This window comes from Vibrio sp. 2304, assembly GCF_033339475.1.
Taxonomy (GTDB): Bacteria; Pseudomonadota; Gammaproteobacteria; order Enterobacterales; family Vibrionaceae; genus Vibrio; species Vibrio alginolyticus.
In genome coordinates this window covers 361,427-385,358 of the sequence record NZ_JAWOUQ010000004.1, presented here as the reverse complement: position 1 = coordinate 385,358, position 23,932 = coordinate 361,427, and the positions used below count along the sequence as shown (strand labels likewise).

Annotated in this window: 21 protein-coding genes; 6 read left to right on the top strand and 15 right to left on the bottom strand. The window is 44.6% G+C overall.

All coding sequences use genetic code 11. From position 1 onward, the window contains the following. Window positions 1–41 precede the first annotated feature (41 nt). A complete protein-coding gene (locus R7P64_RS11160) occupies window positions 42–341 on the top strand; it encodes a hypothetical protein (protein WP_005376885.1) in 300 nt (99 codons plus the stop codon). A 332-nt stretch (window positions 342–673) separates the two neighbouring features. Further along, a complete protein-coding gene (locus R7P64_RS11155) occupies window positions 674–1,864 on the top strand; it encodes an amino acid aminotransferase (protein ID WP_017636105.1) in 1,191 nt (396 codons plus the stop codon). Between the two features lie 89 nt (window positions 1,865–1,953). On the opposite strand, the gene R7P64_RS11150 is transcribed toward R7P64_RS11155, so the two are convergent. Further along, on the bottom strand, window positions 1,954–2,595 hold the full coding sequence (locus R7P64_RS11150; RefSeq protein ID WP_042522781.1) for an outer membrane beta-barrel protein: 642 nt from the start codon (window positions 2,593–2,595) through the stop codon (window positions 1,954–1,956). A gap of 314 nt (window positions 2,596–2,909) precedes the next feature. Between R7P64_RS11150 and R7P64_RS11145 the strand changes: the two genes are divergently transcribed. Both R7P64_RS11145 and R7P64_RS11140 read left to right on the top strand, forming a co-directional pair. Further along, on the top strand, window positions 2,910–4,799 hold the full coding sequence (locus R7P64_RS11145) for a DUF294 nucleotidyltransferase-like domain-containing protein (RefSeq protein ID WP_033905640.1): 1,890 nt from the start codon (window positions 2,910–2,912) through the stop codon (window positions 4,797–4,799). A gap of 8 nt (window positions 4,800–4,807) precedes the next feature. Beyond that, window positions 4,808–5,527 (top strand): 3'-5' exonuclease, encoded by a 720-nt coding sequence (locus tag R7P64_RS11140; protein WP_005376881.1) that lies wholly within the window; start codon window positions 4,808–4,810, stop codon window positions 5,525–5,527. Between the two features lie 72 nt (window positions 5,528–5,599). On the opposite strand, the gene R7P64_RS11135 is transcribed toward R7P64_RS11140, so the two are convergent. Further along, on the bottom strand, window positions 5,600–7,483 hold the full coding sequence (locus tag R7P64_RS11135) for a methyl-accepting chemotaxis protein (protein WP_005376880.1): 1,884 nt from the start codon (window positions 7,481–7,483) through the stop codon (window positions 5,600–5,602). Window positions 7,484–7,714: 231 nt separating this feature from the next. Next, window positions 7,715–9,286: a BCCT family transporter gene (locus tag R7P64_RS11130; protein WP_005394723.1), complete on the bottom strand. Its 1,572-nt coding sequence runs from the start codon at window positions 9,284–9,286 to the stop codon at window positions 7,715–7,717. A 387-nt stretch (window positions 9,287–9,673) separates the two neighbouring features. Between R7P64_RS11130 and R7P64_RS11125 the strand changes: the two genes are divergently transcribed. Next, window positions 9,674–10,150 (top strand): MarR family winged helix-turn-helix transcriptional regulator, encoded by a 477-nt coding sequence (locus R7P64_RS11125; protein ID WP_005376877.1) that lies wholly within the window; start codon window positions 9,674–9,676, stop codon window positions 10,148–10,150. 40 nt (window positions 10,151–10,190) lie between these two features. Here R7P64_RS11125 and R7P64_RS11120 read toward each other — a convergent pair whose 3' ends face one another. The 6 genes from R7P64_RS11120 to R7P64_RS11095 all read right to left on the bottom strand — a co-directional run bounded on the left by R7P64_RS11120 (window position 10,191) and on the right by R7P64_RS11095 (window position 16,193). Beyond that, window positions 10,191–10,829 (bottom strand): response regulator, encoded by a 639-nt coding sequence (locus tag R7P64_RS11120; protein WP_005376875.1) that lies wholly within the window; start codon window positions 10,827–10,829, stop codon window positions 10,191–10,193. Further along, a complete protein-coding gene (locus R7P64_RS11115; RefSeq protein WP_315956416.1) occupies window positions 10,822–12,177 on the bottom strand; it encodes a cache domain-containing protein in 1,356 nt (451 codons plus the stop codon). Before R7P64_RS11115 ends, R7P64_RS11120 begins: the two co-directional genes overlap by 8 nt. Before the next feature lie 151 nt (window positions 12,178–12,328). Next, entirely contained in the window at window positions 12,329–13,615 is a 1,287-nt protein-coding gene (locus tag R7P64_RS11110; RefSeq protein WP_005376871.1) for a TRAP transporter large permease, read from the bottom strand. Window positions 13,616–13,627: 12 nt separating this feature from the next. After that, window positions 13,628–14,167 carry a TRAP transporter small permease subunit gene (locus R7P64_RS11105; protein ID WP_053306570.1) on the bottom strand — a complete coding sequence of 180 codons (540 nt, stop codon included), beginning with the start codon at window positions 14,165–14,167 and terminating at the stop codon, window positions 13,628–13,630. 115 nt (window positions 14,168–14,282) lie between these two features. Continuing rightward, a complete protein-coding gene (locus R7P64_RS11100) occupies window positions 14,283–15,374 on the bottom strand; it encodes a TRAP transporter substrate-binding protein (protein WP_308386752.1) in 1,092 nt (363 codons plus the stop codon). A 414-nt stretch (window positions 15,375–15,788) separates the two neighbouring features. After that, window positions 15,789–16,193 carry a hypothetical protein gene (locus tag R7P64_RS11095; protein ID WP_005376863.1) on the bottom strand — a complete coding sequence of 135 codons (405 nt, stop codon included), beginning with the start codon at window positions 16,191–16,193 and terminating at the stop codon, window positions 15,789–15,791. Between the two features lie 273 nt (window positions 16,194–16,466). Here R7P64_RS11095 and R7P64_RS11090 point away from each other — a divergent pair, with 273 nt between their 5' ends. Next, window positions 16,467–17,132, top strand: a complete 666-nt coding sequence (locus R7P64_RS11090) for a DUF2982 domain-containing protein (RefSeq protein WP_005376857.1) — start codon at window positions 16,467–16,469, stop codon at window positions 17,130–17,132. Window positions 17,133–17,150: 18 nt separating this feature from the next. On the opposite strand, the gene R7P64_RS11085 is transcribed toward R7P64_RS11090, so the two are convergent. The 6 genes from R7P64_RS11085 to R7P64_RS11060 all read right to left on the bottom strand — a co-directional run bounded on the left by R7P64_RS11085 (window position 17,151) and on the right by R7P64_RS11060 (window position 23,841). Continuing rightward, window positions 17,151–17,807, bottom strand: a complete 657-nt coding sequence (locus tag R7P64_RS11085; protein ID WP_005376855.1) for an MBL fold metallo-hydrolase — start codon at window positions 17,805–17,807, stop codon at window positions 17,151–17,153. A gap of 130 nt (window positions 17,808–17,937) precedes the next feature. After that, window positions 17,938–18,486, bottom strand: a complete 549-nt coding sequence (locus R7P64_RS11080; protein WP_017820459.1) for a DUF882 domain-containing protein — start codon at window positions 18,484–18,486, stop codon at window positions 17,938–17,940. A 166-nt stretch (window positions 18,487–18,652) separates the two neighbouring features. Beyond that, a complete protein-coding gene (locus tag R7P64_RS11075) occupies window positions 18,653–20,194 on the bottom strand; it encodes a L,D-transpeptidase family protein (RefSeq protein ID WP_005376852.1) in 1,542 nt (513 codons plus the stop codon). A 153-nt stretch (window positions 20,195–20,347) separates the two neighbouring features. Continuing rightward, window positions 20,348–21,430: a DUF1513 domain-containing protein gene (locus tag R7P64_RS11070; protein ID WP_262646852.1), complete on the bottom strand. Its 1,083-nt coding sequence runs from the start codon at window positions 21,428–21,430 to the stop codon at window positions 20,348–20,350. Continuing rightward, window positions 21,411–22,448: an imelysin family protein gene (locus R7P64_RS11065; protein ID WP_213911110.1), complete on the bottom strand. Its 1,038-nt coding sequence runs from the start codon at window positions 22,446–22,448 to the stop codon at window positions 21,411–21,413. The genes R7P64_RS11070 and R7P64_RS11065 overlap by 20 nt, the downstream gene beginning before the upstream one ends. 10 nt (window positions 22,449–22,458) lie before the next feature. Next, complete coding sequence (locus R7P64_RS11060; RefSeq protein ID WP_318123516.1) at window positions 22,459–23,841, bottom strand: di-heme oxidoredictase family protein; 1,383 nt, start codon at window positions 23,839–23,841, stop codon at window positions 22,459–22,461. Window positions 23,842–23,932 lie beyond the last annotated feature (91 nt).

Below are 23,932 nucleotides of genomic sequence, written 5' to 3'. Positions count from 1 at the left end.
TGATGCACACCTCAACTCATGGATTATGAGAGAAAACAATAATGGCGAAATACAACGAAGAAGATATTAAATACAAAGGTGAATCCAACGGCGTACATTCTTGGAGCTCTCCTTCCGGCCAACCTTATTACTGGCACCCAGATTGGCTACACGTTGCGGAAGATGCGACGGGTACGCATCCGAAGCAAAAACTTGAAGTTGAAAAGACAGAAGTACCAACCGAAAAGCACGCATTAAAAGCGATCTTAAAGCATATGAACGACTGGGCGACTGAAAAACTTTCTTCTAACCCTGACATCGAAACCAATGCGGTTGAGTCGGAAATCAATCTGAAGAAATAATCCCAACCGATATCCATACTTCTAACAGTAAACGCTCCACCTTTGGTGGGGCGTTTTTGTCTCAACAAATCCTCACTAGACAATTATAAACGCGTTAACGCAAAGCACTGAATTGAAACGATTGGGATGTGTGCAAAACTTCTCCAACCATGGCATAAATGCCCTTCAAACTCTGTGCCTACCAAACGTTTTCATGGCAAAAACTTTAGTTATGTTAGAATTCTGTTTCAAATCGCAACTTTTTTAGGTTTTCTTTTCAGTAACGGTTGTAACCAATATTGCTGAAAGGTATAAATGTTAGCACACCCCTTCGATTAACATGGATGAAGATTATGTTTGAAAAAGTAGTTGCCGCTCCGGCTGACCCTATTCTTGGCCTTACTGAAGAGTTTAAAAAAGATGCTCGCGCAGACAAAATTAACCTTGGCGTAGGTATTTACAAAAACGAGCAAGGCGAAACTCCCGTTCTTGCGACAGTAAAGAAAGCTGAAGCAGCACTTGTTGAAACTGAAAAAACCAAATCTTACCTAACCATCGAAGGCACAGCAGAGTACGGCATTGCAGTGCAAAAACTGCTTTTCGGCTCTGATGCAGAAATTGTAAACGAAAAACGCGCTAAAACAGCTCAAGCTCCGGGTGGTACTGGTGCACTACGTGTTGCCGGCGAGTTTATTAAACGTCAACTAGGCGATGTAAAGATCTGGATCAGCAACCCAACATGGGCGAACCACAACGGCGTATTTACTGCTGCTGGTATCGAAACGGCACAATACAGCTACTACAATGCTGAAACAAAAGACAAAGACTTCGATGCGATGCTAAATGATCTGCAATCTGCATCTGAAGGCGACATCGTGCTTCTACACGGCTGCTGTCACAACCCTACAGGGATCGATCCTACGGCTGAAGAATGGGAAACATTGGCGAAACTTGTCGCAGAGAAGAAATTGCTTCCTCTGTTCGACTTCGCCTACCAAGGCTTTGCTAAAGGTGTGGAAGAAGATGCTGCAGGTCTTCGTACTTTTGCTAAATACAACAAAGAAATCCTAGTCGCGAGCTCTTTCTCGAAAAACTTTGGCCTATACAATGAACGCGTAGGTGCCTTCACGTTAGTAGCTGAGTCAGAAGAAGTCGCAACAACCGCTTTTTCTCAAGTTAAAGCCATTATTCGCTCTATCTACTCTAACCCACCTGCACACGGCAGCGCTGTCGTGACTCACATTCTTGGCAACGCCGAAATGCGTGCGGAATGGGAAGCTGAAGTAGCAGAAATGCGTGACCGCATTCAAGAAATGCGTGAACTGTTTGTAGCGACACTAAAAGCAGAGGGTGTGGACGCAGACTTTAGTTTCATCGAACGTCAAAATGGTATGTTCTCTTTCTCTGGTCTTTCTAAAGAGCAAGTTAACCGCCTTAAAGAAGAGTTCGGTATTTACATTGTCGGTTCTGGCCGAATCAGTGTTGCTGGTATGACGAAGTCAAATATGGGCCCTCTGTGTAAAGGCATTGCAGCGGTTTTATAATCGACTGTCGCATACTTTATTAAAAGGAAAGGTCAGCATAAGCTGACCTTTTTTGTTTTAACTTAACGCCAAAAACGAACCCGTCCGATCTAGTAGACAAACTTCAAACTCAGCCCTACTTCATTGACGTAATCTGAGCTTTCACCGCTGTAATCAGTATCTCTAAACTGATAAAAAAGACCAGTGCCGATGACTTTATGCCATTGGTAGTTAAGACCGATCTTAAAATTGTTCTCATCAACGATATCACTACGGTTCAACTCCACTTCAGCTGTCGCAATAAGCTTTTCACTGAGCAAGTAATTCACCCCAACAGTTACAGCTTGAATCAATTCGCTATCGGAAGACAACGTATTATCCGTTTTGTCGTCCGTCGCTTTCGCTTTGATTGCGCCTATTCCATATAGCCCGTAGATATCGAATTGCTCTGTAACTCCATAACGGTAACCACCACCAAACAAAAGGCGGTCAATGCGAAGAGTAAAATCATCCGGATGGAAAAACTGCGCTGAGTAATCAACATTAAACAACCAGTTCTCAGTAAACAAATAGTTACCACCGAGTCCAACTGTGGTCGCATTAGAGTTATCTAACCATTCTTCGTTTGTCGTTCCGGCACCAACATCCAAATGAATGTGTTCGTACCCAAATTTTTCTGCTTGGTGCATGACCGCTGCGCTTGATATCGCCGGCAAAGCAGCTAAAGAAACAAGCAATAAATTTCTCACCATTCGACTTCCTTTCATGAGAATTATCTAAACACTGTATTCCATCGCCTGAGCTACTTGGCTCAAGAAGAATAGCTTAATCTAAAGACGTGATAACGATCTGAAACAGCCAAAGAGCTAATCAGTCATCACGAAGAAAACATATCGACGACGTCTTTTTCAATTGAGGTGACCATATAGTAGTAAAAATGAAGCTCCCTTATCGTGCGATATGTCAGAATCTTATGACTGAGCACGAAAATCGCGGTTCAGATAAGACTCTGTTTTAAAACTAAGTTAAGATTACTTTATTATTTGCGAACTAAAAGGCGCCTTCGATGGATGCAGAACTTCTCGAGATTTACAACTTTCTCGCCAAGTATCCCCCGTTCAATGAACTCCCTGAAGAAACACTAAACAAGGTGACAGAGAGTGTCGAAATCTCGTACTACCGAGAAGATACCCCCATCATCCATTTTGGAGACTATATCCAAGATTTATACGTGGTGCGAAGCGGTGTTGTTGAAGTTTATCGACGCAAAGGTGAGCTGTATAATCGCCTTGACGAAGGTGACCTATTTGGCCAGATGGGCATGCTCACCAATAACAAAGTCCGCTTTCCGGTAAAAGCCATTGAGGATACCCTGCTCTACTGTATTCCTGGTGACATTTTCCAAGAAATTTACGATAACTTTGATTCCTTTGCGGATTTTGTTGAAGTTGAAAATAGCGCTCGTTTACGCCAAGCCATTTCAGAAAACAAAGACGCCAATGACCTGACGACGTCGAAAGTGAAAACCTTGCTGACTGGCGATGCTCATACGATTGATCGTGGTCAGACAATCCAGCAAGCCGCGCAGCAAATGGCGAATGACAACGTATCGGCTTTACTTATCGTCGACCCAGATTTCGTTCGTGACGAAGACGATCCACAGTCCCCAGTACTTGGTATCATTACTGACCGTGACTTGTGTACCCGTGTGTTAGCTGAAGGTTTGTCCCCACAGGACGATGTGTCCAGTGTGATGACCACGGAGGTCATGTCTCTTGACCACAACGCTTACATCTATGAAGCAATGTTAACGATGCTGCGTTACAACGTACATCACCTACCAGTGGTAAAAAACCAATTACCAATCGGTATTATCGAAACAACCGACATTGTTCGTTATGAATCTCAGAATTCGTTGTTGTTGGTGAGTAGTATTTTCCAACAACAGACTATCGAAGATTTAGCAGTTGTTGCCGAAGAAGTGAAAAGCAGCTTCGTGCGTCTGGTCAATGAAGATGCCAACTCTCACATGGTGGGTAGCGCGATGTCGGTCATTGGCCGAAGCTTCAAACAGCGTCTGCTAGAAATGGCAGAAGAAGAGCTTGGTCCACCGCCAATTCCTTATTGTTTCCTTGCACTTGGCTCAATGGGGCGAGATGAGCAACTGTTGGTGACTGACCAAGATAACGCCATCATTCTAGATGAGACTTATCAAGAAGAGAAACATGGTAAATACTTCGAAGCCCTAGCAAAATACGTCAGCGATGGGTTAGATGCCTGTGGCTACAAATATTGCACAGGTGATATTATGGCAACCAACCCACTATGGCGCATGACTCGTTCAGAGTGGGAAGAGTGTTTTGCTGACTGGATTGATAACCCGAACCCGAAAGCACTACTCAACGCCTCCATCTTTTTCGACTTGGATGGCGTCTATGGCCGCTTAAAATGGGCAGAACAGTTAACTAGCTTTATTGTTCGTCGCGCTCGAAAGAACAACCGCTTCTTAGCGTGTTTGGCTCGTAACGCACTAAACAGAACACCACCTCTGGGCTTCTTTAAAGACTTCGTGATGGAAAAAGATGGCAGACACAACAACTCCATCAACCTCAAACGTCGCGGTACTGCTCCTCTGGTCGACTTAATTCGCGTTCACTCTCTGGCGGTTGGTTCACGAGCACAGAACTCGTTTGAGCGTCTTGACGACATTATTGATGCTGGCATTTTGCCAAAAGGTCGAGCACAAGACTTAAAAGACGCGTTAGAATTTATTTCCATGGTACGTATTCGTCACCAAGCGACGGATGTGGAACTAGGCATTGAGCCTGATAACAATATCGAACCGGAAAACCTCTCTGAGTTTGAACGTCGCAACCTAAAGGATGCATTCCAGATCCTAAGCAATGGTCAAAATTTCCTTAAGTTCCGCTACCAAGCGAACAAGAGCTTTAAGTGAGGTTTAGCATGATTAAAAAGCTCTTTCAGAAGCCAACCATTCAGTGGCCAACGAAGTTTGAACAAAAGCTGGAGATGGCGAAGGATGAGAATTTAATTGCGTTTTATAGCAACAAGCCGCCTGCTCCAGAAACACCGTTATCTGAGGTGGAGTTCGTGGCGTTAGATTTCGAAACGACGGGTTTGAATCCTGAAAAACATGACATCATTACTATTGGTTTGGTGCCGTTTAACCTGAAGCGAATTTTCCTACGTAACTCGCGTCATTGGAAGGTACGTCCACAGCGTGCACTCGATGAAGATTCAGTCATTATACACGGTATTACTCACAGCGAATTGATCGATGCACCTGACTTAGGCGATATCTTAAGCGAGCTGCTACCATGCTTAAGCGGGAAAATCATTGTTGTTCATTACCGTCGTATCGAGAGAGAGTTTCTGGATAAAGCGCTCAAAAGCCGTTTAGGGGAAGGTATTGAGTTTCCTGTTTTAGATACGCTGCACCTTGAAGAAACGATTCAACAGAAACGTTCAGGCTCTCTCTGGGAGCGTTTAAAAGGGAAAAAACCAGAATCGGTTCGGCTAGCGCAATCTCGACGCCGTTATGGGCTGCCAGACTATACGCCTCACCATGCATTAACCGATGCAATTGCTACCGCAGAGCTACTGCAAGCGCAAATCGCCCATCATTACAGTGAAGAGCAACCCATCAGTGAGTTCTGGCTGTAATATACTTCACGCTTAATAGCGATCAAAAAAGGAGCCAGATGGCTCCTTTTTTTTGCTTAGCTTGAGACAAGATTACAGCTTAAAGCGTTGAATCTCTTGTTCAAGTTCGTGTGATAGCTCAGACAGGTGAGCAGCTTGTTCTGCTGCTTGATGAGCTTCGACTGACAACTCGTTAGACACGTCACGAATACCTTCAGTGTTACGAGTGATCTCAGTGGTTACCGATGCTTGCTCTTCTGCTGCTGAAGCAATCTGCGTTGCCATATCACTGATACGCTCAACAGCAGTGTGGATTTGCGTCAAGCTCGCTGCAGCCGCATTGGCATCGTCAACACTGGTATCAGCTAGACGACGACTGTCACCCATAATACCGACCGCTTTGGCCGTTGTGCCTTGTAGCATCTCGATAGTTTCTTGAATCTCTTGCGTTGAAGCATGAGTACGCTGGCTCAATACGCGGACTTCATCTGCAACCACAGCAAAACCACGGCCTTGCTCACCTGCACGTGCCGCTTCGATCGCCGCGTTAAGTGCAAGTAGGTTCGTTTGCTCTGCAATGCCTTGAATCGTTGATAGAATCGTATTGATGCTATTTCCGTGTGCTTCTAGCTCTTGAATCACATCAGTAGCAACTTGAACTTCTTGCGCTAAGTTCTGAATAGAGCCTTGCGTTTGAGTTACTTGGCTTGAACCGTGTGAACAAGCTTGAACCGCTTCTTCTGAGTTACTTGCCGTGCTATCAGCATTACCTGCAATTTCTTGTGTCGCTGCTGCCATTTCGTTCACGGCCGTCGCCACCATGTTGATTTCATCTTGCTGGTAAGAGATACGCTGACTACGCTCCTCAGCTTGCTGTGCTGTCGTGCGTGCTTGCTCTGAAAGCGCAGAAGATACGTGGCTAAGCTTAGTAACCATTGTGTGCATGTTGCCAACAAAACGGTTGAAGTTTTCCGCCAGTTTACCTACTTCATCATCACTGCGTGGTTCTAGGCGTTGCGTTAAGTCACCTTCGCCAGATGCAATTTCTTCCAGTGCATTTGATACGCGGTTCAAGTCACGGAACAAGAAGCCAACTAGCCAAGAAACTGCAAGAATAACCACAATCGTGATCGCCACAGCAGTGAACAATAGATCACGTAGCAATACCGCATGACCTGCTTCTTCTGTTGCGCGATCCATTTCAATCGCAAACATCCAATGCGTACCAGGAACTTTATTGAAGTAGTAAAGCTTCTCTTTTCCTTTGATTACCGTATCTTCGATACGACCTTCATCGGCGGCACGCTCAATTGCCTCTTCTGAAAAATCTTTTAGAACACTGGTGATAGGCTTAAGCGTCAAGCTTTTATCTGGATGCGCTAAGAAGGTGCCTTCATTCATGTCGATTAGCATCGCATGCGCGTTTTCACCTGCATCTAAGTTAATTACATCGCTGATAAGCTGATCGATCAGTACGTCCGCACCAACAACACCAACAAACTGACCATTTTTCATTACTGGCTCAGCAATGGTCACAAGTAGTGCATTCGTGATTGCGTCTTGATATGCGGCTGTGATGATTTGCTTACCTGCGGCATCAGCATCCTTGTACCAAGGACGTGTGCGAGGGTCGTAATCAGCACGGTTACGCTCCGGATGAGAGCGGTACATATCACCGTTTGGTGTACCAAGGAAGATGTCATCGAAGCCACCAGCCTTGCGAGCTTGTTGTAGGAAAGGAACAACGTCTTGCTCGGTCGAGTAATCGTTGAACGCAGTGGCAATATCTTTACGGATATTGACCCAATCAGAAATTCCCTCTGACGCAGTAGTACTAAGACTTTGCGCACGTGAATAGACACCTGAACGAGTCTGATCAAATAATTGACCAGCCGACAACCAAGTAAGTGCTGTTGCCATCACAACAACAGCAGAAAGGCTTGCGCCTATAAGCTTTTGTTTTAATGATAATTTCATATTTATAGTTTTTTGAGTTGGGAGAACAGTTAAGGTGCATGAATATTACACACTTTTTTACGACTATTCACTAATTTTTAAAAAACAAAATAGCACATTAACTCTTTGTAAAATATGAACTTTCATGTGTCATTTTTTTGTCTCGAGCGTCATAAAAACCGCACAAAAAAAGCCAGCAAATTGCTGGCCTTTTGATTGATTGTTAGTCAAACGGTTTTATAAAATGCCGAATTACTGACGCTCTGTTCTCATACCCATCAATAAGCTCACACACATTGCAAGCAGAATGAAGGTAAATGGCAGTGCTGTAGAAATGGCACCAGCCTGAAGAGCTTGAACCGCCTCGGAGCCACCAATCCATAGCAGAGCAACCGCAATTGCACCTTCCATGAATGCCCAGAAGACACGTTGAAGTACAGGTGCATCAACTTTACCACCTGCCGTGATACTGTCGATAACAAGTGAACCAGAGTCAGAAGACGTAATGAAGAACACAAGTACCAACACAACAGCGATGATAGAAAGCATGCTACCAAATGGAAGAACATCAAACATTTGGAACATAGCGAGAGATACGTCAGTCAAGCCATTTGTGCCCAGCTCACCTACTTTATCAACAACTTGCTCGATCGCCAGGCCACCAAATACAGACATCCAAACAACGGTAACCGCAGTTGGAACCAGTAGAACTGCTGTGATGAACTCGCGAACGGTACGGCCACGAGAAACACGCGCGATGAACATGCCTACGAATGGCGACCATGAAATCCACCAAGCCCAGTAGAACACTGTCCAGCCTTGGAACCAAGCTTCGTCCGTACGACCAAACGGGTTACTTAGTGGGATGATATTCTCTACATATGCCATAAGTGTGGTTGGAATCGAACCTAGGCTCGCCGCCCAACCGATAAGACCAACAAGAATCAGTAGCAAGAACGCCACAACCATGTTGATGTTACTAATGACTTTAACACCACCATCGATGCCGCGTACGACTGAAACAACAGCAAGTAAAGTCACCACGGTAATAACGACGATTTGCAGACCTAGGCCTGGCTCAACACCAAATACGTGATGAATACCACTTGCTGCTTGCTGCGCACCTAGACCTAGGGATGTAGCAAGACCAAATAAAGTCGCAAGCACAGCCAGAATGTCCACAATGTGGCCAGCCCAACCCCATGCACGATCACCCAGAAGTGGGTAGAAGATCGAACGCATAGATAGCGGTAAACCTTTGTTGTAGGCAAAGAATGCTAAAGAAAGTGCTACAACACCGTAAATTGCCCATGGGTGAAGGCCCCAGTGGAACATCGTTGCACCCAGTGCCAATCTCGCGGCTTCTGGTGTATTTGCCTCAACACCAAGTGGCGTTTCATACCAACCGGTGAAGTAAGCGACAGGTTCTGCAACACTCCAGAACATTAAACCGATACCCATACCAGCTGCAAATAGCATTGCAAGCCATGACATAAACGAGTAATCGGCAACAGCGTCTTTACCACCTAGTCGAATCTTACCCATTGGTGAGACGATAAGCGCCAAACAGAAAATAACGAAAATGTTACCTGCAATAATGAACAACCAATCGAATGAACCAATAATTTTCCATTTCAGCCCATCAAGTGCCGTCTTTGCGGTATGTGCATCTAGAACTAATGCAGCGACAAGAAACAGCGCAATTAAACCTGCACTAATACCAAAAACTGGGTTATGAACATCAAAACCCCATTTTTGAACGTTGTCCTGACCTACCGTATAGTCGGTACTATCGATACTGTACTTATCTATACCCTTTGTCATCGTTCCTCTCTATTTTTGTAGTGTTTTTACGTACCAAACAAAAAAATCTTTCGAACACGATACGTTTTGCATTCCGTGAAAGCGCAAGATCCTATCATTTGACACGTTTTTGTCTATCTTTTTGCTATTAAAAAATCCAATAACTTACTTTTCACTGTGTGGTTACGGCCTTTGATAGAACAAATCACTACTACAATAGTTAGACCACAAACATTTATTGCTATAATAATTTTAGCTCTTCTTATTTTGTCGAAAAGGCGCGACAAAATGGTATTGAGGACACGGCGTAAAATTGTAGAGGTAATTTTTGATTTCCCCCCTTTAAATAAGGGCGCATTTAAGTTAGTGTCGCCTCGATAAATGTTCCCTACAGACTGGATGAATAAATTGGAAAAGTACGAAGAAGTATTGGTCTCGATTCGTCAGATCATCCGCGCTATTGATTTACATTCTAAAAAGCTGAGCAAAGAGTCTGGATTGACTGCTCCACAGTTGATTTTGATGCGCGCTATCAATGACTTAGATAACGTGACGATTAAACAGTTGTCTAGCCACACTAACATGAGCCAAGCGACCGCAACGACCATTCTAGATAGACTAGAACGAGGCCAGTTTGTTGAGCGTCAGCGCAGTGTTCAAGACAAGCGTAAAGTGCATGCTGTGCTTACGAGCAAGGGCCAAGAAGCCTTAAAACAAGCACCAACGCCGCTGCAAGAGCACTTCATTAATCGATTCCAAAAATTGGAAGAATGGGAGCAATCCCTTCTACTATCTTCCGTTCAACGCATCTCGACGATGATGAATGCAGAGGACATCGATGTTGCTCCAATGCTAGAGCTTGGTAGCATTACCAAAGCCGATTAGTTTCGCTCCCACGTGCTCGCTTTTTGCGGGCACTACTCTCCTACTCAGTCAACCCAGTTTCAAACGCATATTTTGCTAACTCTGCCGTCGAATGTAAGTCCAACTTGTGCTTAATGTTATGGCGATGCGTCTCTACCGTTCGATAACTAATATTGAGTAAAGTGGCGATTTTCTTGCTGCTGTTTCCTTGAGCAACTAATTTAAGTACCGCTTCTTCCCTGCGGCTGAGAGGATTCGTTTTTTGCGTGGCAGGCACCACTTCTTGGGTAAAGAGTGTTTGTGTGACGGATTCACAGAAATACGTCGAGCCTTGGTTCACCGTTTTTATTGCTTGCACCATTTTCTCGGCCGAGATTTCCTTGAGCATATATCCTACGGCACCAGCTTGCATGACCTTCATGATGTACTCGCGATTATCGTGCATGGTCAACATAAGTATTTTGCTCTCTGGGCGCGCTTCTTTAATTACACCAGTCGCTTCAATACCGTTCATTATAGGCATGCTGATATCCATCAATATGACATCCGGTTGCAAGTGCTTTGCGACCTCTATCGCTTCCAAACCATTACTTGCTGTACCCACCACTTCGATGTCAGGCTCTAACTCCAAACGAGCCATGAAGCCATCCAACACCACTTGATGATCATCGACAATCACTACACTAATCGGTTTATCCATAAACTATTTCATCCAAATTAAGCAGCACGGTAATCTCTGTTCCCAAGCCAAGCTCACTCATTAGCTCAAATTCACCACCGATGAACTCTACACGCTCTTGCATGTTCCTTAACCCAATCCCTTGTTGGTGCACTGCATGGTTAACCACAAATCCAACCCCATCGTCACGTATGAGTAATTGCAGCATATTGCCCATTTTTTGCAAAGTAACCGTTACTTTTTTCGCTCGCGCATGTTTTTCAATGTTATTCAAAGACTCCTGAGCGACGCGATATAGCGTCGTTGCGACTTCCGAAGTCAGTTTGTGCTGCTGAGTATCGAAATTGCTCTCGATATCAATCCCGGAATGGGAATGAAAATCCTGTAGCAAGGTCGTCAGTGCTGCTTCTAAACCGATATCATCGAGGGCGCTTGGACGGAGCTGATGAGAAATATGCCGCACCTCATTTATCGCGGTGACGAGCGATAGTTGTGATTTATCTAAGTGGGATTTGAGTTTTTCGTCTTCCAGTCTATGACTCATTAAGTCTAAATGACATTTACTGGAGACTAACAACTGATTGATTCCATCATGCAGCTCTCGCGCTAAATGCTTTTTCTCATCTTCTTGGAACATCACGGTTTTATGTGCCAATTCTTTCAGGTTCTTATCAGCGAGGCGATGCTCGTGCAGATTGATCGCCAGAGTGAGAACAATGATTACAGCAACGGTCACCGCTAAGATCACGACGACTGAGAAAAATGTCGTTTCGATATTTTTGTTCACCGCCGCGCGCATATTGGCGACTTCTCGGCTTACATCCTCAATATACAGCCCAGTCCCTATCATCCATTCCCACTTATCGAGCCATGCAGCGTAACTAAGCTTAGGGACAACTTCACCCGTAGATGGCTTTTGCCACAGGTACTGATGAAATCCACCACCGGATTGCGCTTGATACAATAGAGCTTCGATTAAGCGATCGCCATTTTCGTCTTCAAGATAGAGTAAGTTTTCCCCGACAAGCTCCGGAAGAACTGGGTGTACAAGGTTGGTACCATATTTATCATAAGCAAAAAAATAGCCGTCCGACCCATAACTCAAACGATTTAAAATCGCTTTCACACGCGTTTTGGCAACACTCTCTTCTAAAGTCGGATCGTTGTAGATGTAAGAAATGGAGTCAAAAGCGACGTCGACCGTATCTTTCAGCGCCGCTTCTTTTGATTGGATCAGGTTTTGATGAAAGATCTCCACCTCCCTTTTGCCAAGGGTCTTGGTTTGATAGATAGAGATCCAGCTGATACTCGCTGACACCAATACCACGGGTATCAGTGTCAGCAGAATTAACTTTGCTTTGAGAGGCATCCCTTCCCTCCATGAAACGCTGCCTTTACAGCTTACTATCTTAGCAGTACAAACGAATCGATTGTGTCTGCATAGACATAATTAACAGCTTAACAACTTGTCTCAAAAGGTAAAAACTCTCAGTTCACAAAATCTCTTTATTATCGAGTGATTAACTCATACCGTAAAAACCTGGGAAAAACAGCAAAGACGCCAACACAACAATCTGAATCGCGATGAATGGCATCACACCTTTGTAGATATCACGCGTAGTAACCCCTGCTGGAGCGACACCTTTTAGATAAAACAAACTAAAGCCAAATGGCGGTGTGAGGAACGACGTCTGCAAGTTCATCGCAATAAGAATCGCAAACCACGTCATATTAATGCCCATCAATTCAGCAACTGGCGCAATAATTGGCACGATGATAAAACAGATTTCAACGAAGTCGATAAAGAAACCTAAAATCAGAATCACCACCATGGTAATAATAAGGAATCCCCACTTTTCACCCGGCAGTTCTAACATCCACTCTTCAACTAAATAATCACCACCAGTGTAGGTAAATGCCATTGAGAAGGCGGTCGCACCAAGTAAGATCGCAAAGACCATTGCGGTTACTTTAACTGTCTCTTTTGATGCATCATAAATCATCGACCAACTAAACTGCTTATACAATAGCGATAAAATAATCGCACCTGCACCACCCAGTGCCGCTGACTCTGTTGGTGTTGCAATCCCTGCAAAGATGGAGCCCAATACCACGATGATCAATGCTAAAGGTGGCAATACAGCTTTCAGTGCGGTGAGCACTTCTTGTTTACGACTGATCGACTCATCGCGCTCTATCGCCTGTGCGGCTTGAGGGTTCAACTTCGCGTAGATGAGAATGTAGATCACATAGGCGCCAACAAGTGTAATACCGGGCCAGATCGCAGCTTGAAATAGGTCCCCTACCGGTACGCCAAGTACATCACCCAACAAGATCAACACGATAGAAGGTGGGATAATTTGGCCCAACGTGCCAGACGCACAAATAGTCCCACACGCTAAACCTTTGTCGTAATTGTACTTGAGCATCACAGGAAGAGATATTAAGCCCATCGCAACAACTGATGCGCCTACCACACCCGTTGAAGCCGCAAGCAATGCGCCAACTAACACGGTAGAAATAGCGATACCACCGCGAACGCCACCGAACAAACGCCCCATTGATTCTAGTAGCTGTTCAGCAAGCTTCGTTTTCTGTAGCACTAGCCCCATAAAAACGAACAGCGGTACGGCCATTAGCACCGTATTTTCCATAATGGACTGAATTCGATATGGCATAAAAGCAAACATCTCGATGCCTTCAGCCCAAACACCAAAAATCAGCGCGATACCACCAAAAGTAAAGGCAACGGGAAATCCCAATAGAAGCGCAAAGAGCGCAACAAAAAACATCACTATACCGATCATAATGACTTCCTTTTACGACTTACCGTTATTACCGGCATAGATGAGATGAGGGTTGACAATTTTGTTGATTGAATGAAGTAACAATCCAATACCACTCACCGCCATAAAGAAAAATGACAGCGGAATCATCGCTTTGATAATCCAACGATATGGTAAGCCACCTGGGTCACCAGACGTCTCGCCTAACGCGTAACTTTCCTTAGCGAAATCAACACCAAACCAAGCTACCAGTAGGCAAAAAGGGAATAAGAAAAATAGTGTGCCTATGATGTCGATGATGGATTGTGCTTTGTAAGATAAGCGTTCATAAAAAATGTCGACGCGAACATGGCCACCGGACTTAATTGCGTAAGGCACACCAAGCAAGAACACGGCAGAGAATAGATGCCATTCCATTTCTTGGAATGCGATAGACACATCATTAAACACGTAACGCATGACAACGTCGTACACAACGTTTGCTAACAACAAAATAAACAGGATGCTGGATAACCATCCGAGAAAATCGCTAAAGCGGTTAAATAATCGCTCAATATAAATAAGACTTCTCATTCCGAACTCCGTGGAACGTTTAGATGCGCTCCGCTATGGTGCGGAGCATTCATTATGAAGTTTTCTTGGGCTTCGATAGCAGGCTAAACCTCTCGGCATCGCCTGCTTCATAACGTTATTGTTGAGCTTGACTGTTTAAGTACGCTCGGTGCGAAATATCTGACCATGGTCGAACTTGATTCATATAGTTCGCTTGCGACTCTTGAATCTCTTTCGCCAAAGCATCTTTTTCTGCATGTTCTTTCAACAAACGATCGTTTGCTTCTCGCAACGCAGTTACTACTTCAGGTGGGAAATCTTTTACTTCAACATTTGGGTATTCAGACTTAATAGATGCCCAGTTTTTGCCGCTTTCGTGTTTCGATTGCGTGTACATATCGTAAGCGGCCGTTTTCATGGCTACTTGCAAAATCGCTTTTAGATCATCAGGTAGACGATTCCAGGTACGCTTGTTAACGAGGAACTGAAGCTCAGTCGCTGGCTCATGCCAACCTGTGTAGTAGTAAGGCGCGATTTTGTGGAAGCCCATACGTAGATCCAGCGATGGACCAACCCATTCCAAGGCATCAATTGTGCGACGCTCTAGAGAAGTATATAGCTCACCAGGGGCGATATTCGTTGGCTTGGCACCTAACTCAGCCAAAATCTCACCAGCAAACCCAGGGATACGCATTTTCAAACCCTGTAAGTCCTCGACGGACTTGATCTCTTTTTGGAACCACCCGCCCATCTGAGTATCGGTATTACCGCCAGGGAAAGACATCAAGTTATGTGGAGAGTACACTTTTTCCATCAGCTCCATACCACCGCCGTAGTAAAACCATGCATACTGCTCAGTTGGCAACATACCGAAGGGCATAGAAGTGAAGTAAAGTGTGTTTGGAACCTTACCCTTCCAGTAATAAGACGCTGAGTGACCCATGTCATACTGACCCGACTTAACCATATCAAACACCCCAAAAGGCGCTTTATGCTTGTTTGCGGAATCAATGCGGATTTGCAAACGTCCGTTGGACATCTCTTCCGCCATTTTGGCCATGTTTTTTGTGGTATCACCAAAAATTGGGAAATTAGGCCCCCAAGTTTCAGCAAGCTTTAAACGATAGACTTTTTCAGCAGCGTTTACAGAAGTCGCTGCGAGTGCCATCACGGCAGCGACAGCGGTTGTTTTGAGCACTCGTTTTAAAGATTTTTGGATTAGACTCATCGTTCACGTCCTTTATCACCAAGGTTATTGTTGTCATCCATTTCATTAGGATTGGCTGTATTCGGTATAAAAGATGTAACAATGTTGTCTAATGCGAAATGGGCATGAACACGGAAGCGAGTAATTCATCAATAAGGCATTAGCCTAAGGTATTACGTACAAGTACGTAGGAAAACCGTCATGACAAAAGACTAATAATAGCAAAATCAATAAATTATATTTTTATCTATGAATAAAAATAAAAGACAATACTTACGTATTTTTCTGCCAAAAAATTTACATAGTATTTAAGAAAATGTGACAAACCACTTATTGGTAGTGTTAAAGTCAGTACTTAATGCATTATTTCCAATACCAAGATAAAAAAATACCTCGGCATCGGCCGAGGTATTCAATCTAGAACGGTAGCGGTAATTAAACTGCTTTGTAGATAACTTTGTTACCTGCTAACTGCTCTTTTTGAACTAGGTTTTCTTCAAGAAGCTTCTTTAGTGCGCCAGTAGCCCATGATGCCGCTTTAGTATCTTCTTGACCTGCAGCTAGACCGATGCCTTTAGGGTTAATACCTTCAGCATTCGCCATAACGATGTCTAATACTTGTTGTTGCTTAGGAGTAAGGGCAACATCAACTGTTTTCACTGCAGCTACTTTTTTATCAGCTACTACTTTCTCCGCAACAGCTTTTTCAGCAACAGAAGGTGCTACTGCTTTTTCCGCAACAGGCTTCACTGCTTTAGGTGCTGCAGCTAAGTTTGCTACTGTCGCTTTAATGCGTTTTTGCAGTTTCATCTGCACTTTACGCTTATGAGCAAGTCTCATTGAATATTTCTCCAGTTCACTGCATCTCAGCAGGGATGAAAATTTGAAGCGCGTTTTATACCAAAATTCACAAGCAATTTGTAGGTTTTAGCGGCGAAACGCGATGAAAAATGCGCTCAAAGCATAGAACGTCTACTATTTAATCAGATATTTTATGAACGGATTTATTGAATACTGGGTATAAAAACAGAGGTTTGTTTTATTTTGAATGCAAATCAATGCACATAAAGCTACCCACTTATTTTTGGACAAGTATTCGATGAGGTTATAAGCATGGAAACGCTGCACCTAACAAATTCACATTTCAAACCCGACTCCCCTATCAACAGAATACTTTTGTTGCTCGTTGCACTCATCACTTTGTTTTTGGTTGCCATTTCTCCGGGATGGAAGCAAGCCATGTTGTCGGTCATTTTGATGTCTGCAATCGTTGGTTTCGCCATCTTGATGATTAAGAAAAGCCAAGTCACTTTTACGCTGACAGCTTCTCACTTTCAGCAACACCTTTTTAAAGGAGGTTGGGTCGTCCGATGGCGAAATATTGAGTCAATCGGTATTTGTAGCTACCAACAGGAAGGGTGGCACCAACCGCTACCTTGGATCGGTATTCGTCTAAAACACTACTCACCCTACTTAAATTCAATCTGCCCTCGTATAGCGACAGAAATTCTCCTCAGCCAGCGAGCACTGCTTTACTTAGGCGCGAAACAAAATCAGTGTGAAGATAAGTTTGAGGATATGGTGCTTGACCCTAAACCGTATATAAACAGAGATGGGATTGAGTACAAAGGTTTGTTAGCGATGCTCGCCAACCGGATGAAGTATCAGAGAGGTTTCTACGGCTACGATCTATTTATATCAGCAAGTGATCTAGATCGTGAGGCTGAGGATTTTGTGGGACTGACTCGGCGATACTTAGCTGCCGCCGAGCCAGAATAATGCTTAGTACACGCACTTTTAGTAAAGCGGCATCTCGTCAGCAACGAACGGGTTAGTTTTACGCTCATGACCGAAAGTCGATTGAGGGCCGTGACCAGGGACAAACGTGACATCATTGCCTAAAGGCCACAATTTCTCTTTGATAGAGCTAATCAACGTATTGAAATCACCTTGTGGGAAGTCAGTTCGACCAATGCTACCGTTAAACAAAACGTCACCCACAAACGCTAAACGCGCTTCTTCACTGTAAAGCACAACGTGACCAGGTGTATGACCAGGTGTGTGGAATACGTTCAGCACTTGATTACCGAAAGTGACAGTGTCACCCTCATTTAGCCATTGGTGCGGTTCAAACGCTTCTGTCAGCGGGAAACCAAACATTTGGCTCTGACCTTCCAAACCTTGCAACCAGAAGTTATCTGCCTTGTGAGGACCAACAATCTCTGTACCGCCAAGCAGTGCAGACAGCGGCTCCGTGCCACCTACGTGGTCCAAGTGGCCGTGTGTTAGCACTAGGTTTACCACGTCAACACCCAGCTCTTTGATAAGCATAGCGAGCTGCTTTTCATCGCCGCCTGGGTCAACCACAATACCTTTCATGGTTTCGTCACACCAGACAATAGAACAGTTTTGAGAGAAAGATGTTACTGGAACAACTTGGTATTTCAGAGCCATAGATAACCTATACCGAATAAATTTGCATGAAAACTGCCGCAACTATGACACTAAGCCCTAGCGACTTCAAGCTTTGTACCATGGGTAATAGGCGACGTTCTGAGACGAGGAACCCTGTCTCAACTTGGCACTACCAAGAACGAACAGCACCCGTATCGATATGAACAAAGTTACTGCGTGGATAATAACCCACACCACCGGCTTTTAGGCTTAATGCCGCATCTCGAACCGTTGAAAGCTTCACGCCATCTAAACGGAAATCAATCGCCTTTCCTTCCATGTGCATGCTCTTTTTCGCTACACGAGAAGACCCGTTGCGCAGCGAGGCATTAGTAGCAGGAGAACGGTAACCTGAAATGACGATCACCTCTGCTTCTGTACCAATTAACTTTTGAATTTGACTTATTTGATCGAACAAGCGTCTATCCATGGGATGAACCTCATTTCGTCGATGGTCTCGACAAAACTCATTCAGCCTTTGAAGTTCATCATTAATGTATCGTTTTCCATCGAAATAGCATGTTTCGAGGATCTCTCCAGTATTAAGATTGTTCATCGCCAGCGCACGTGGCTCGTCAGGGAGTGAAGCCCAAGAAAATGATGGCAGGGCAGACGCCAACACCACACCACCAGCGGTCATTTTAAGGAAATCTCGGCGGGAAAAGTTACGACTTACCATTTCAAAATACAGTGCTCAACAACTAGACAAGTCGTGGACATTAACCAAACACATTTGTCACGTCAAATGCATAAAACGCTCCATCTTGATTTTCAGATGCAGTAATTATTGCTTAATTATTGAACGAAAAGAGAATTCTTCGTTTTGTAAATTTTCCTTAAAAATTTCAACTGCGGTGATCGTACTTATAGATATCATCACGGTAGTAAAGCGTTCCCTCTTCCAACCATGCTGTTTGATAAATGATGTGTACTTGAATGCGCTCTCCCAAAGGAACTGACGTGTTAGACCGACGAGAACTTTCTCGCTTTTTCGCTAAACGTTCTTCCAACCCCTGAGTTTTGAACAGAAGTTCTGCTAACTGGTCTGCATGTTCTACACGAACACATCCTGAGCTGAATGCGCGTCTGTCCTGTTCAAACAAGTTCTTACTTGGCGTGTCATGCAAATAAATAGCTTGTGGGTTAGGCATATTGAACTTGTACAATCCCAGTGCATTTTGTAAGCCCGACGCCTGTCGCATACGATAAGGAAATGTTCTCGGATTCACCGTTGCCCAATTGATGGTTGTAGGGTCAATAATTTCGTTCGAAGTCCAAGACCGAATGATTTGAATGTTATGGTTAATCAAATACATCGGATTACGTTTTACTTTAGGAATAATGTCTTTAACCATGATAGTCCAAGGCACGTTCCAAGTTGGGTTGAGAATAACTGAATCCAATGCCACCGACATGATGGGTGTTTTTCTTGATGCTCTCCCTACCACAACTTTAGACTCAAACAAGGGTTGACCGTCATGCCAATACGTGACTTCGTATCCAGGCACGTTAACAAAGACAACATTATCCCTTTCTTTCGACCAAATTCTTGAACGCTCAGAATTCAACGCCAGCAGATGCAATCGCTCTTGAGGAGAAAAGTTGATCCATCGAATGGTATTCGGGCCGATAACGCCATCTTCTTTCAAACCATGAATACGCTGGAACTCTTTTATCGCAAGCTCTAATTGTTCGTCATATTCTTCAGTGACTAAATCCAAGTAAGAAACATCTACGCCTACGATCTCCATTCGCTCAATCAATAGGGGTCTGTTTTCTAATATATCGCCAACACGTGCTAGCCCAGTTTGTTGATAGGCAGGATATTGGTACTGAGAATGTTCCGATAGCGAAGAATAGGCGGAGTAGAAAGCATCATCTGTTTGTAATGGAGACCGGAGACTTGCCAAAAACTGACCAAGTTTGCCAACCGTAATCTCATTACTCAGAACCGATAAAGTATCGATGCTAGGAGCGGGTAACGTAACATGGGCTTTGTCTGTAAATAGCCAATTAATCCCTTCTTCGGGGAGTTGCTCAAGATAACTAAGGTACATCAAGAGTGAATCTGTCATCACTAAATCGAAGTCGAGATTATCTCCCTGCCACCTTACTTGGTTTATCCGGTGAAGTTGATTTTCGAATTCATCGGTGACATCCGCAAGTGCAACCAGGTTTACTTGAAAAAGAAACTGCTCAATATCGCTTTCATTTTCCCAGTTCAAACGGTAATTGGTGCTTTGATACAGTTGATCAATCACCTCTGGATAATGGATCATTTTTTCTACAGACAGCTTTTGTACCGCTCCCTCTTGCTCGACTTGCGCTGAAGCTTCGAGAGAAACGACGGTGGAAAAGCTGCAAAACGGCACCAGAAGTGCCGTCATGATTAAAACCCTAGCAAACACTGAAATGATCCTTGCGCTACTTGCCATAATAAAAAGTATGGCAAATATCTCACAGCTTGCAGGTTTAAAATTAAGAATCTGATGCCGAAAACGACAACAAAACTCTCTATAAGTAATTACTCAATGATCTTTCTAGATAATTCTCGACCAATGGTTATCCCATTGCACACCGCTTGCGAAGGTATTTTTTGACTCTTCAGGCCTTTGCTCTACCACTTTTCCCGCCCCAGAGCTGACTCGGAACTCATCGCCATAGACCACAACACCAGAGGCATCTGGTAACGCACTTAGCTCGACCAATTTGCCCGTAGATTTAGACCATATACCATAACAACTGCCCGGAGGCGAAGTGGCTAAGATCCATTCATCGGTTGCTGCAATACTCGCAACGTAATGATTGAAACGCGCCCACTCTTCAGGCTCAGCTTGAAGATCTTGCATTTCACCACCACGCGTGTGCATGGCGATCAAGGCTGGATACTCGTCCGGCTCACCACGATATTGCTGCCCACAAAGCACGGTTTCCGCACCATCATGAGCTAAATGGCGAATACTCAACTTATGATCCGGTAAAGACACTTGATCCAGTAGCTCACCCTTCTGTGAAAGGTAACTCAGGCTGGGTTTCATGCTATCAAGATTGAGAGGTTCACGACCGTTAGTGTGTACGCCACCGACGCCAATCGCCAATACACCATCAGGCATCATGATCACTTCATGAGGACCAAGGCCAAAACCCGTTAACTCATCAATCTTTTGATATTGCTTCTGCACATCATAAACACCAATGATCCCGCGGCTTGTCCCCCTCTCCCCTTCTGTGGCAAATAGCAACGTGCCGTCATGGGAGTAAACACCATGTCCGTAAAAATGACGATTTGGCGTTGCTAGTTGCAGTTTGATCATCTGCTCTGAGCGATAATCAAACACCATGAAGAAAGTACCTGGTCGACGACCAAAAACTACGGCGTGGCCTTGTTGGTTGGTTGCTACACCGTGACCACGCTCAGGAATCGGCAATGAAGATAGCGGCATACCATGCTCATCCGCCACCACCGCTGCGAATTTATCTCGACCAATGATAGAACAGCCGATCAACGCAGGTTCACGTGAGCTTGTTGAAGCACAACCAAATGGCATCATAGGTATAGCCGCCCCGAATAGAGCGGCTTTCAGCAAGGTTCGGCGGGTTTGATCAGTCACCATCGGTTGCATTAAATCCTATAACTACGCCAAGCTCGATCGCCACTTCTTCGTGAATCAGGTACTTCAATTGCTCTAGCTTATTGTATTGAGAGAGCACCATGCGATAGCCTTCTTTTGTTTGTAGTGCAGCAAACAAGCTCTTATCTTCTGGCCAAGTTTCTAACGCCATTTCAAACTGATGAACGACACGGTCTGCGAGATCTGCATGGCCTTGCTCTCTAAGTAGCGCATCTAAACCATTCCCGTTAGCAAAGTACAACGCTTCCATCCCTTGAAGGTTGGCTTTTAAGTTTGAAAGCGAGGTCTCGGAACGCCACGATTCTGAGAAATACGGGCGAGGCTTACCAATCTTCGCTAGCGGTCGGCTCAACTTCTTCATGCTGTATTCAAGCTGATTCGATAGCAGTGAAATGTACTCAGATTCCCATTCTGTCATCTCTAGCGATTTCCAAGGGTTTTCTGCCCAAGAATCCGCGATGATCTGCGCTTTGTCATCAAGGTTTTCAGCAATCGAAACGCCTGTCGCACAAGTATTGCCGTTGCTAGATAAGGTCGACGCTTTATCGTAAAGCAGCCATTCCAATGCACCTAAACCTTGCACGGTGACACTTTGGGTGGAGATATCTTCTGCACTCCAAGCTTGATCAGATTTCGTCAGTACAGACATTTTACGACCAGTGGTGTTCTTTTTATCTGGCCAAAACTGAACATTCCAGCTTTGCTCCAACGCCGTAGCAGGGCCACGTTCTTGACCTTGTAATGCCATCCACGCAAGCATCGTTTGATGCCATTGCTGTTTTACTTGTGCATCATCTTTCGACTCTGATGCGCAGTAATCCGCGAAGCGCTGTTCAAGTTCTGTGGTTTGCGCTAAAAACGTCTGAGCTGATTGAAACTCAACCTCGTACACGCTTTGAGAAATATGACTTGTACTCTCAGGCTTGGCTGAGCTCGAACCGATGGTCGATTGGCAACCAACCAAACTTAACGTTGCGGCAATCGCACTCACTAACAGTGTTTTTTTCATGGTTGCTTCCTTATAGAGAGTTCAGAAACGCAATGAGAGCATCACGTTCTTTTTTGTTCAGAGCTAAAACATTTTGTTTCGCCGTTTCAGCTTCGCCGCCGTGCCACAACACCGCTTCCATCAGGTTACGAGCGCGGCCATCATGTAGAAAGTAAGTGTGTCCGTTTACTTCTTCGGTATAACCAATGCCCCATAGCGGTGCCGTTCGCCATTCACGGCCGTTTGCTAAGTATTCCGGACGGTTATCGGCTAAGCCTTTACCCATGTCATGCAAAAGCATGTCGGTGTATGGGTGGATAAGCTGCTCAGAAAGCGCTGGTAACTCTGGTCGTTTCGCCGTTTTAACACTGGTCTTGTGGCAGCTTTCACAGCCAGACGCAGCAAAGATTTGCTGACCAAGTTTCACGTTAGGATCATTGACATTACGGCGAATAGGTACAGCTAAGTGCTGGCTGTAAAACTCTACGAAGTCGAGAATATTTTCACTCACTTCTGGTTTGCCGCCATTTGGCATGTCGTCACAAATGCTTTGTTTCGAGGTACAGTTTTCATTTGGGAATAAATGGCTCGTAAGACCCACATCACCATTAAATGCTGCTGCATTTTGCTGCATTAGCGTCGGTTGTCCTGCTTTCCAGCCAAAACGACCAATCGAGAAGTCGTCCTTCTCAATATCCCACACCTTATTGACTTTGCCTGAGATACCGTCTTTGTCGGCATCTTGTTCATCAGCCCAAGCAAGTAGCGTTTCGTCGGGAATACTCTCTAACAAACCAAGGCCGATCATTGGCGGTGCCACGCGTGCTGAGAACTCGGTATCAGGGTGCATATCGCCGTAACCCAGATCGGTAACGTTCAAATGAGGTTTTCTTAGCGTCACCGTCGTACCGTCTTTAAATTTCACTGGGACATCGGTGTAAGTGATTTCGATTTTGCCTTCTGGCGTTTGATCTTGCAGGGCGAAATCTTGAAGCTGGCCACCATAAGTCGGCTCAGGTATGCCGCCATCTTTGATGTAAGCTTTCTTTTGTTCTGGCGTCATCGCAGGAATGCTTAAGCGCACTAACATAGACACGGCATGTAAATCATCTTTCTCTGGCGGATGACCACGACCGTCTTTGATGTGACAATTCTGACAACCATTGGTGTTAAAAAGCGGGCCTAAGCCATCACGAGCGTCTGTTGACGCTGGCGCTTGTACCCAAGGGTTGCGGAAAAAGCTGTTACCGACGCTAAAATCGAGGCGTTTGCTCATTGGCAAGTTAGCAGCAGGAAGAGAATAGGCATTCGCGCCGTCTTTTTTAACACTGGTTTTGCCACCAGACTTAACATCATAAGCCATGGCAGAAGAAGAAAGGATCGCGGCTAGCGCAGAAATTAGGTATGGCTTCATATCATTGCTCTACATAGACAACAAGGGTGATAACAACGAGCTCAAACGTCAAAAGGGCTCACAAAGAGCCCTTATTTATTATGGTTTTCTT

What these genes read in the sequence shown, in the direction of transcription:
- R7P64_RS11150 (WP_042522781.1), bottom strand. Translation starts at nt 2,595, where the DNA reads ATGGTGAGAAATTTATTGCTTGTTTCTTTAGCTGCTTTGCCGGCGATA.
- R7P64_RS11140 (WP_005376881.1), top strand. Translation starts at nt 4,808, where the DNA reads ATGATTAAAAAGCTCTTTCAGAAGCCAACCATTCAGTGGCCAACGAAG.
- R7P64_RS11155 (WP_017636105.1), top strand. Translation starts at nt 674, where the DNA reads ATGTTTGAAAAAGTAGTTGCCGCTCCGGCTGACCCTATTCTTGGCCTT.
- R7P64_RS11110 (WP_005376871.1), bottom strand. Translation starts at nt 13,615, where the DNA reads ATGATCGGTATAGTGATGTTTTTTGTTGCGCTCTTTGCGCTTCTATTG.
- R7P64_RS11080 (WP_017820459.1), bottom strand. Translation starts at nt 18,486, where the DNA reads ATGGTAAGTCGTAACTTTTCCCGCCGAGATTTCCTTAAAATGACCGCT.
- R7P64_RS11120 (WP_005376875.1), bottom strand. Translation starts at nt 10,829, where the DNA reads ATGGATAAACCGATTAGTGTAGTGATTGTCGATGATCATCAAGTGGTG.
- R7P64_RS11135 (WP_005376880.1), bottom strand. Translation starts at nt 7,483, where the DNA reads ATGAAATTATCATTAAAACAAAAGCTTATAGGCGCAAGCCTTTCTGCT.
- R7P64_RS11060 (WP_318123516.1), bottom strand. Translation starts at nt 23,841, where the DNA reads ATGAAGCCATACCTAATTTCTGCGCTAGCCGCGATCCTTTCTTCTTCT.
- R7P64_RS11115 (WP_315956416.1), bottom strand. Translation starts at nt 12,177, where the DNA reads ATGCCTCTCAAAGCAAAGTTAATTCTGCTGACACTGATACCCGTGGTA.
- R7P64_RS11070 (WP_262646852.1), bottom strand. Translation starts at nt 21,430, where the DNA reads ATGCAACCGATGGTGACTGATCAAACCCGCCGAACCTTGCTGAAAGCC.
- R7P64_RS11145 (WP_033905640.1), top strand. Translation starts at nt 2,910, where the DNA reads ATGGATGCAGAACTTCTCGAGATTTACAACTTTCTCGCCAAGTATCCC.
- R7P64_RS11100 (WP_308386752.1), bottom strand. Translation starts at nt 15,374, where the DNA reads ATGAGTCTAATCCAAAAATCTTTAAAACGAGTGCTCAAAACAACCGCT.
- R7P64_RS11075 (WP_005376852.1), bottom strand. Translation starts at nt 20,194, where the DNA reads ATGACGGCACTTCTGGTGCCGTTTTGCAGCTTTTCCACCGTCGTTTCT.
- R7P64_RS11095 (WP_005376863.1), bottom strand. Translation starts at nt 16,193, where the DNA reads ATGAGACTTGCTCATAAGCGTAAAGTGCAGATGAAACTGCAAAAACGC.
- R7P64_RS11160 (WP_005376885.1), top strand. Translation starts at nt 42, where the DNA reads ATGGCGAAATACAACGAAGAAGATATTAAATACAAAGGTGAATCCAAC.
- R7P64_RS11130 (WP_005394723.1), bottom strand. Translation starts at nt 9,286, where the DNA reads ATGACAAAGGGTATAGATAAGTACAGTATCGATAGTACCGACTATACG.
- R7P64_RS11105 (WP_053306570.1), bottom strand. Translation starts at nt 14,167, where the DNA reads ATGAGAAGTCTTATTTATATTGAGCGATTATTTAACCGCTTTAGCGAT.
- R7P64_RS11065 (WP_213911110.1), bottom strand. Translation starts at nt 22,448, where the DNA reads ATGAAAAAAACACTGTTAGTGAGTGCGATTGCCGCAACGTTAAGTTTG.
- R7P64_RS11085 (WP_005376855.1), bottom strand. Translation starts at nt 17,807, where the DNA reads ATGGCTCTGAAATACCAAGTTGTTCCAGTAACATCTTTCTCTCAAAAC.
- R7P64_RS11090 (WP_005376857.1), top strand. Translation starts at nt 16,467, where the DNA reads ATGGAAACGCTGCACCTAACAAATTCACATTTCAAACCCGACTCCCCT.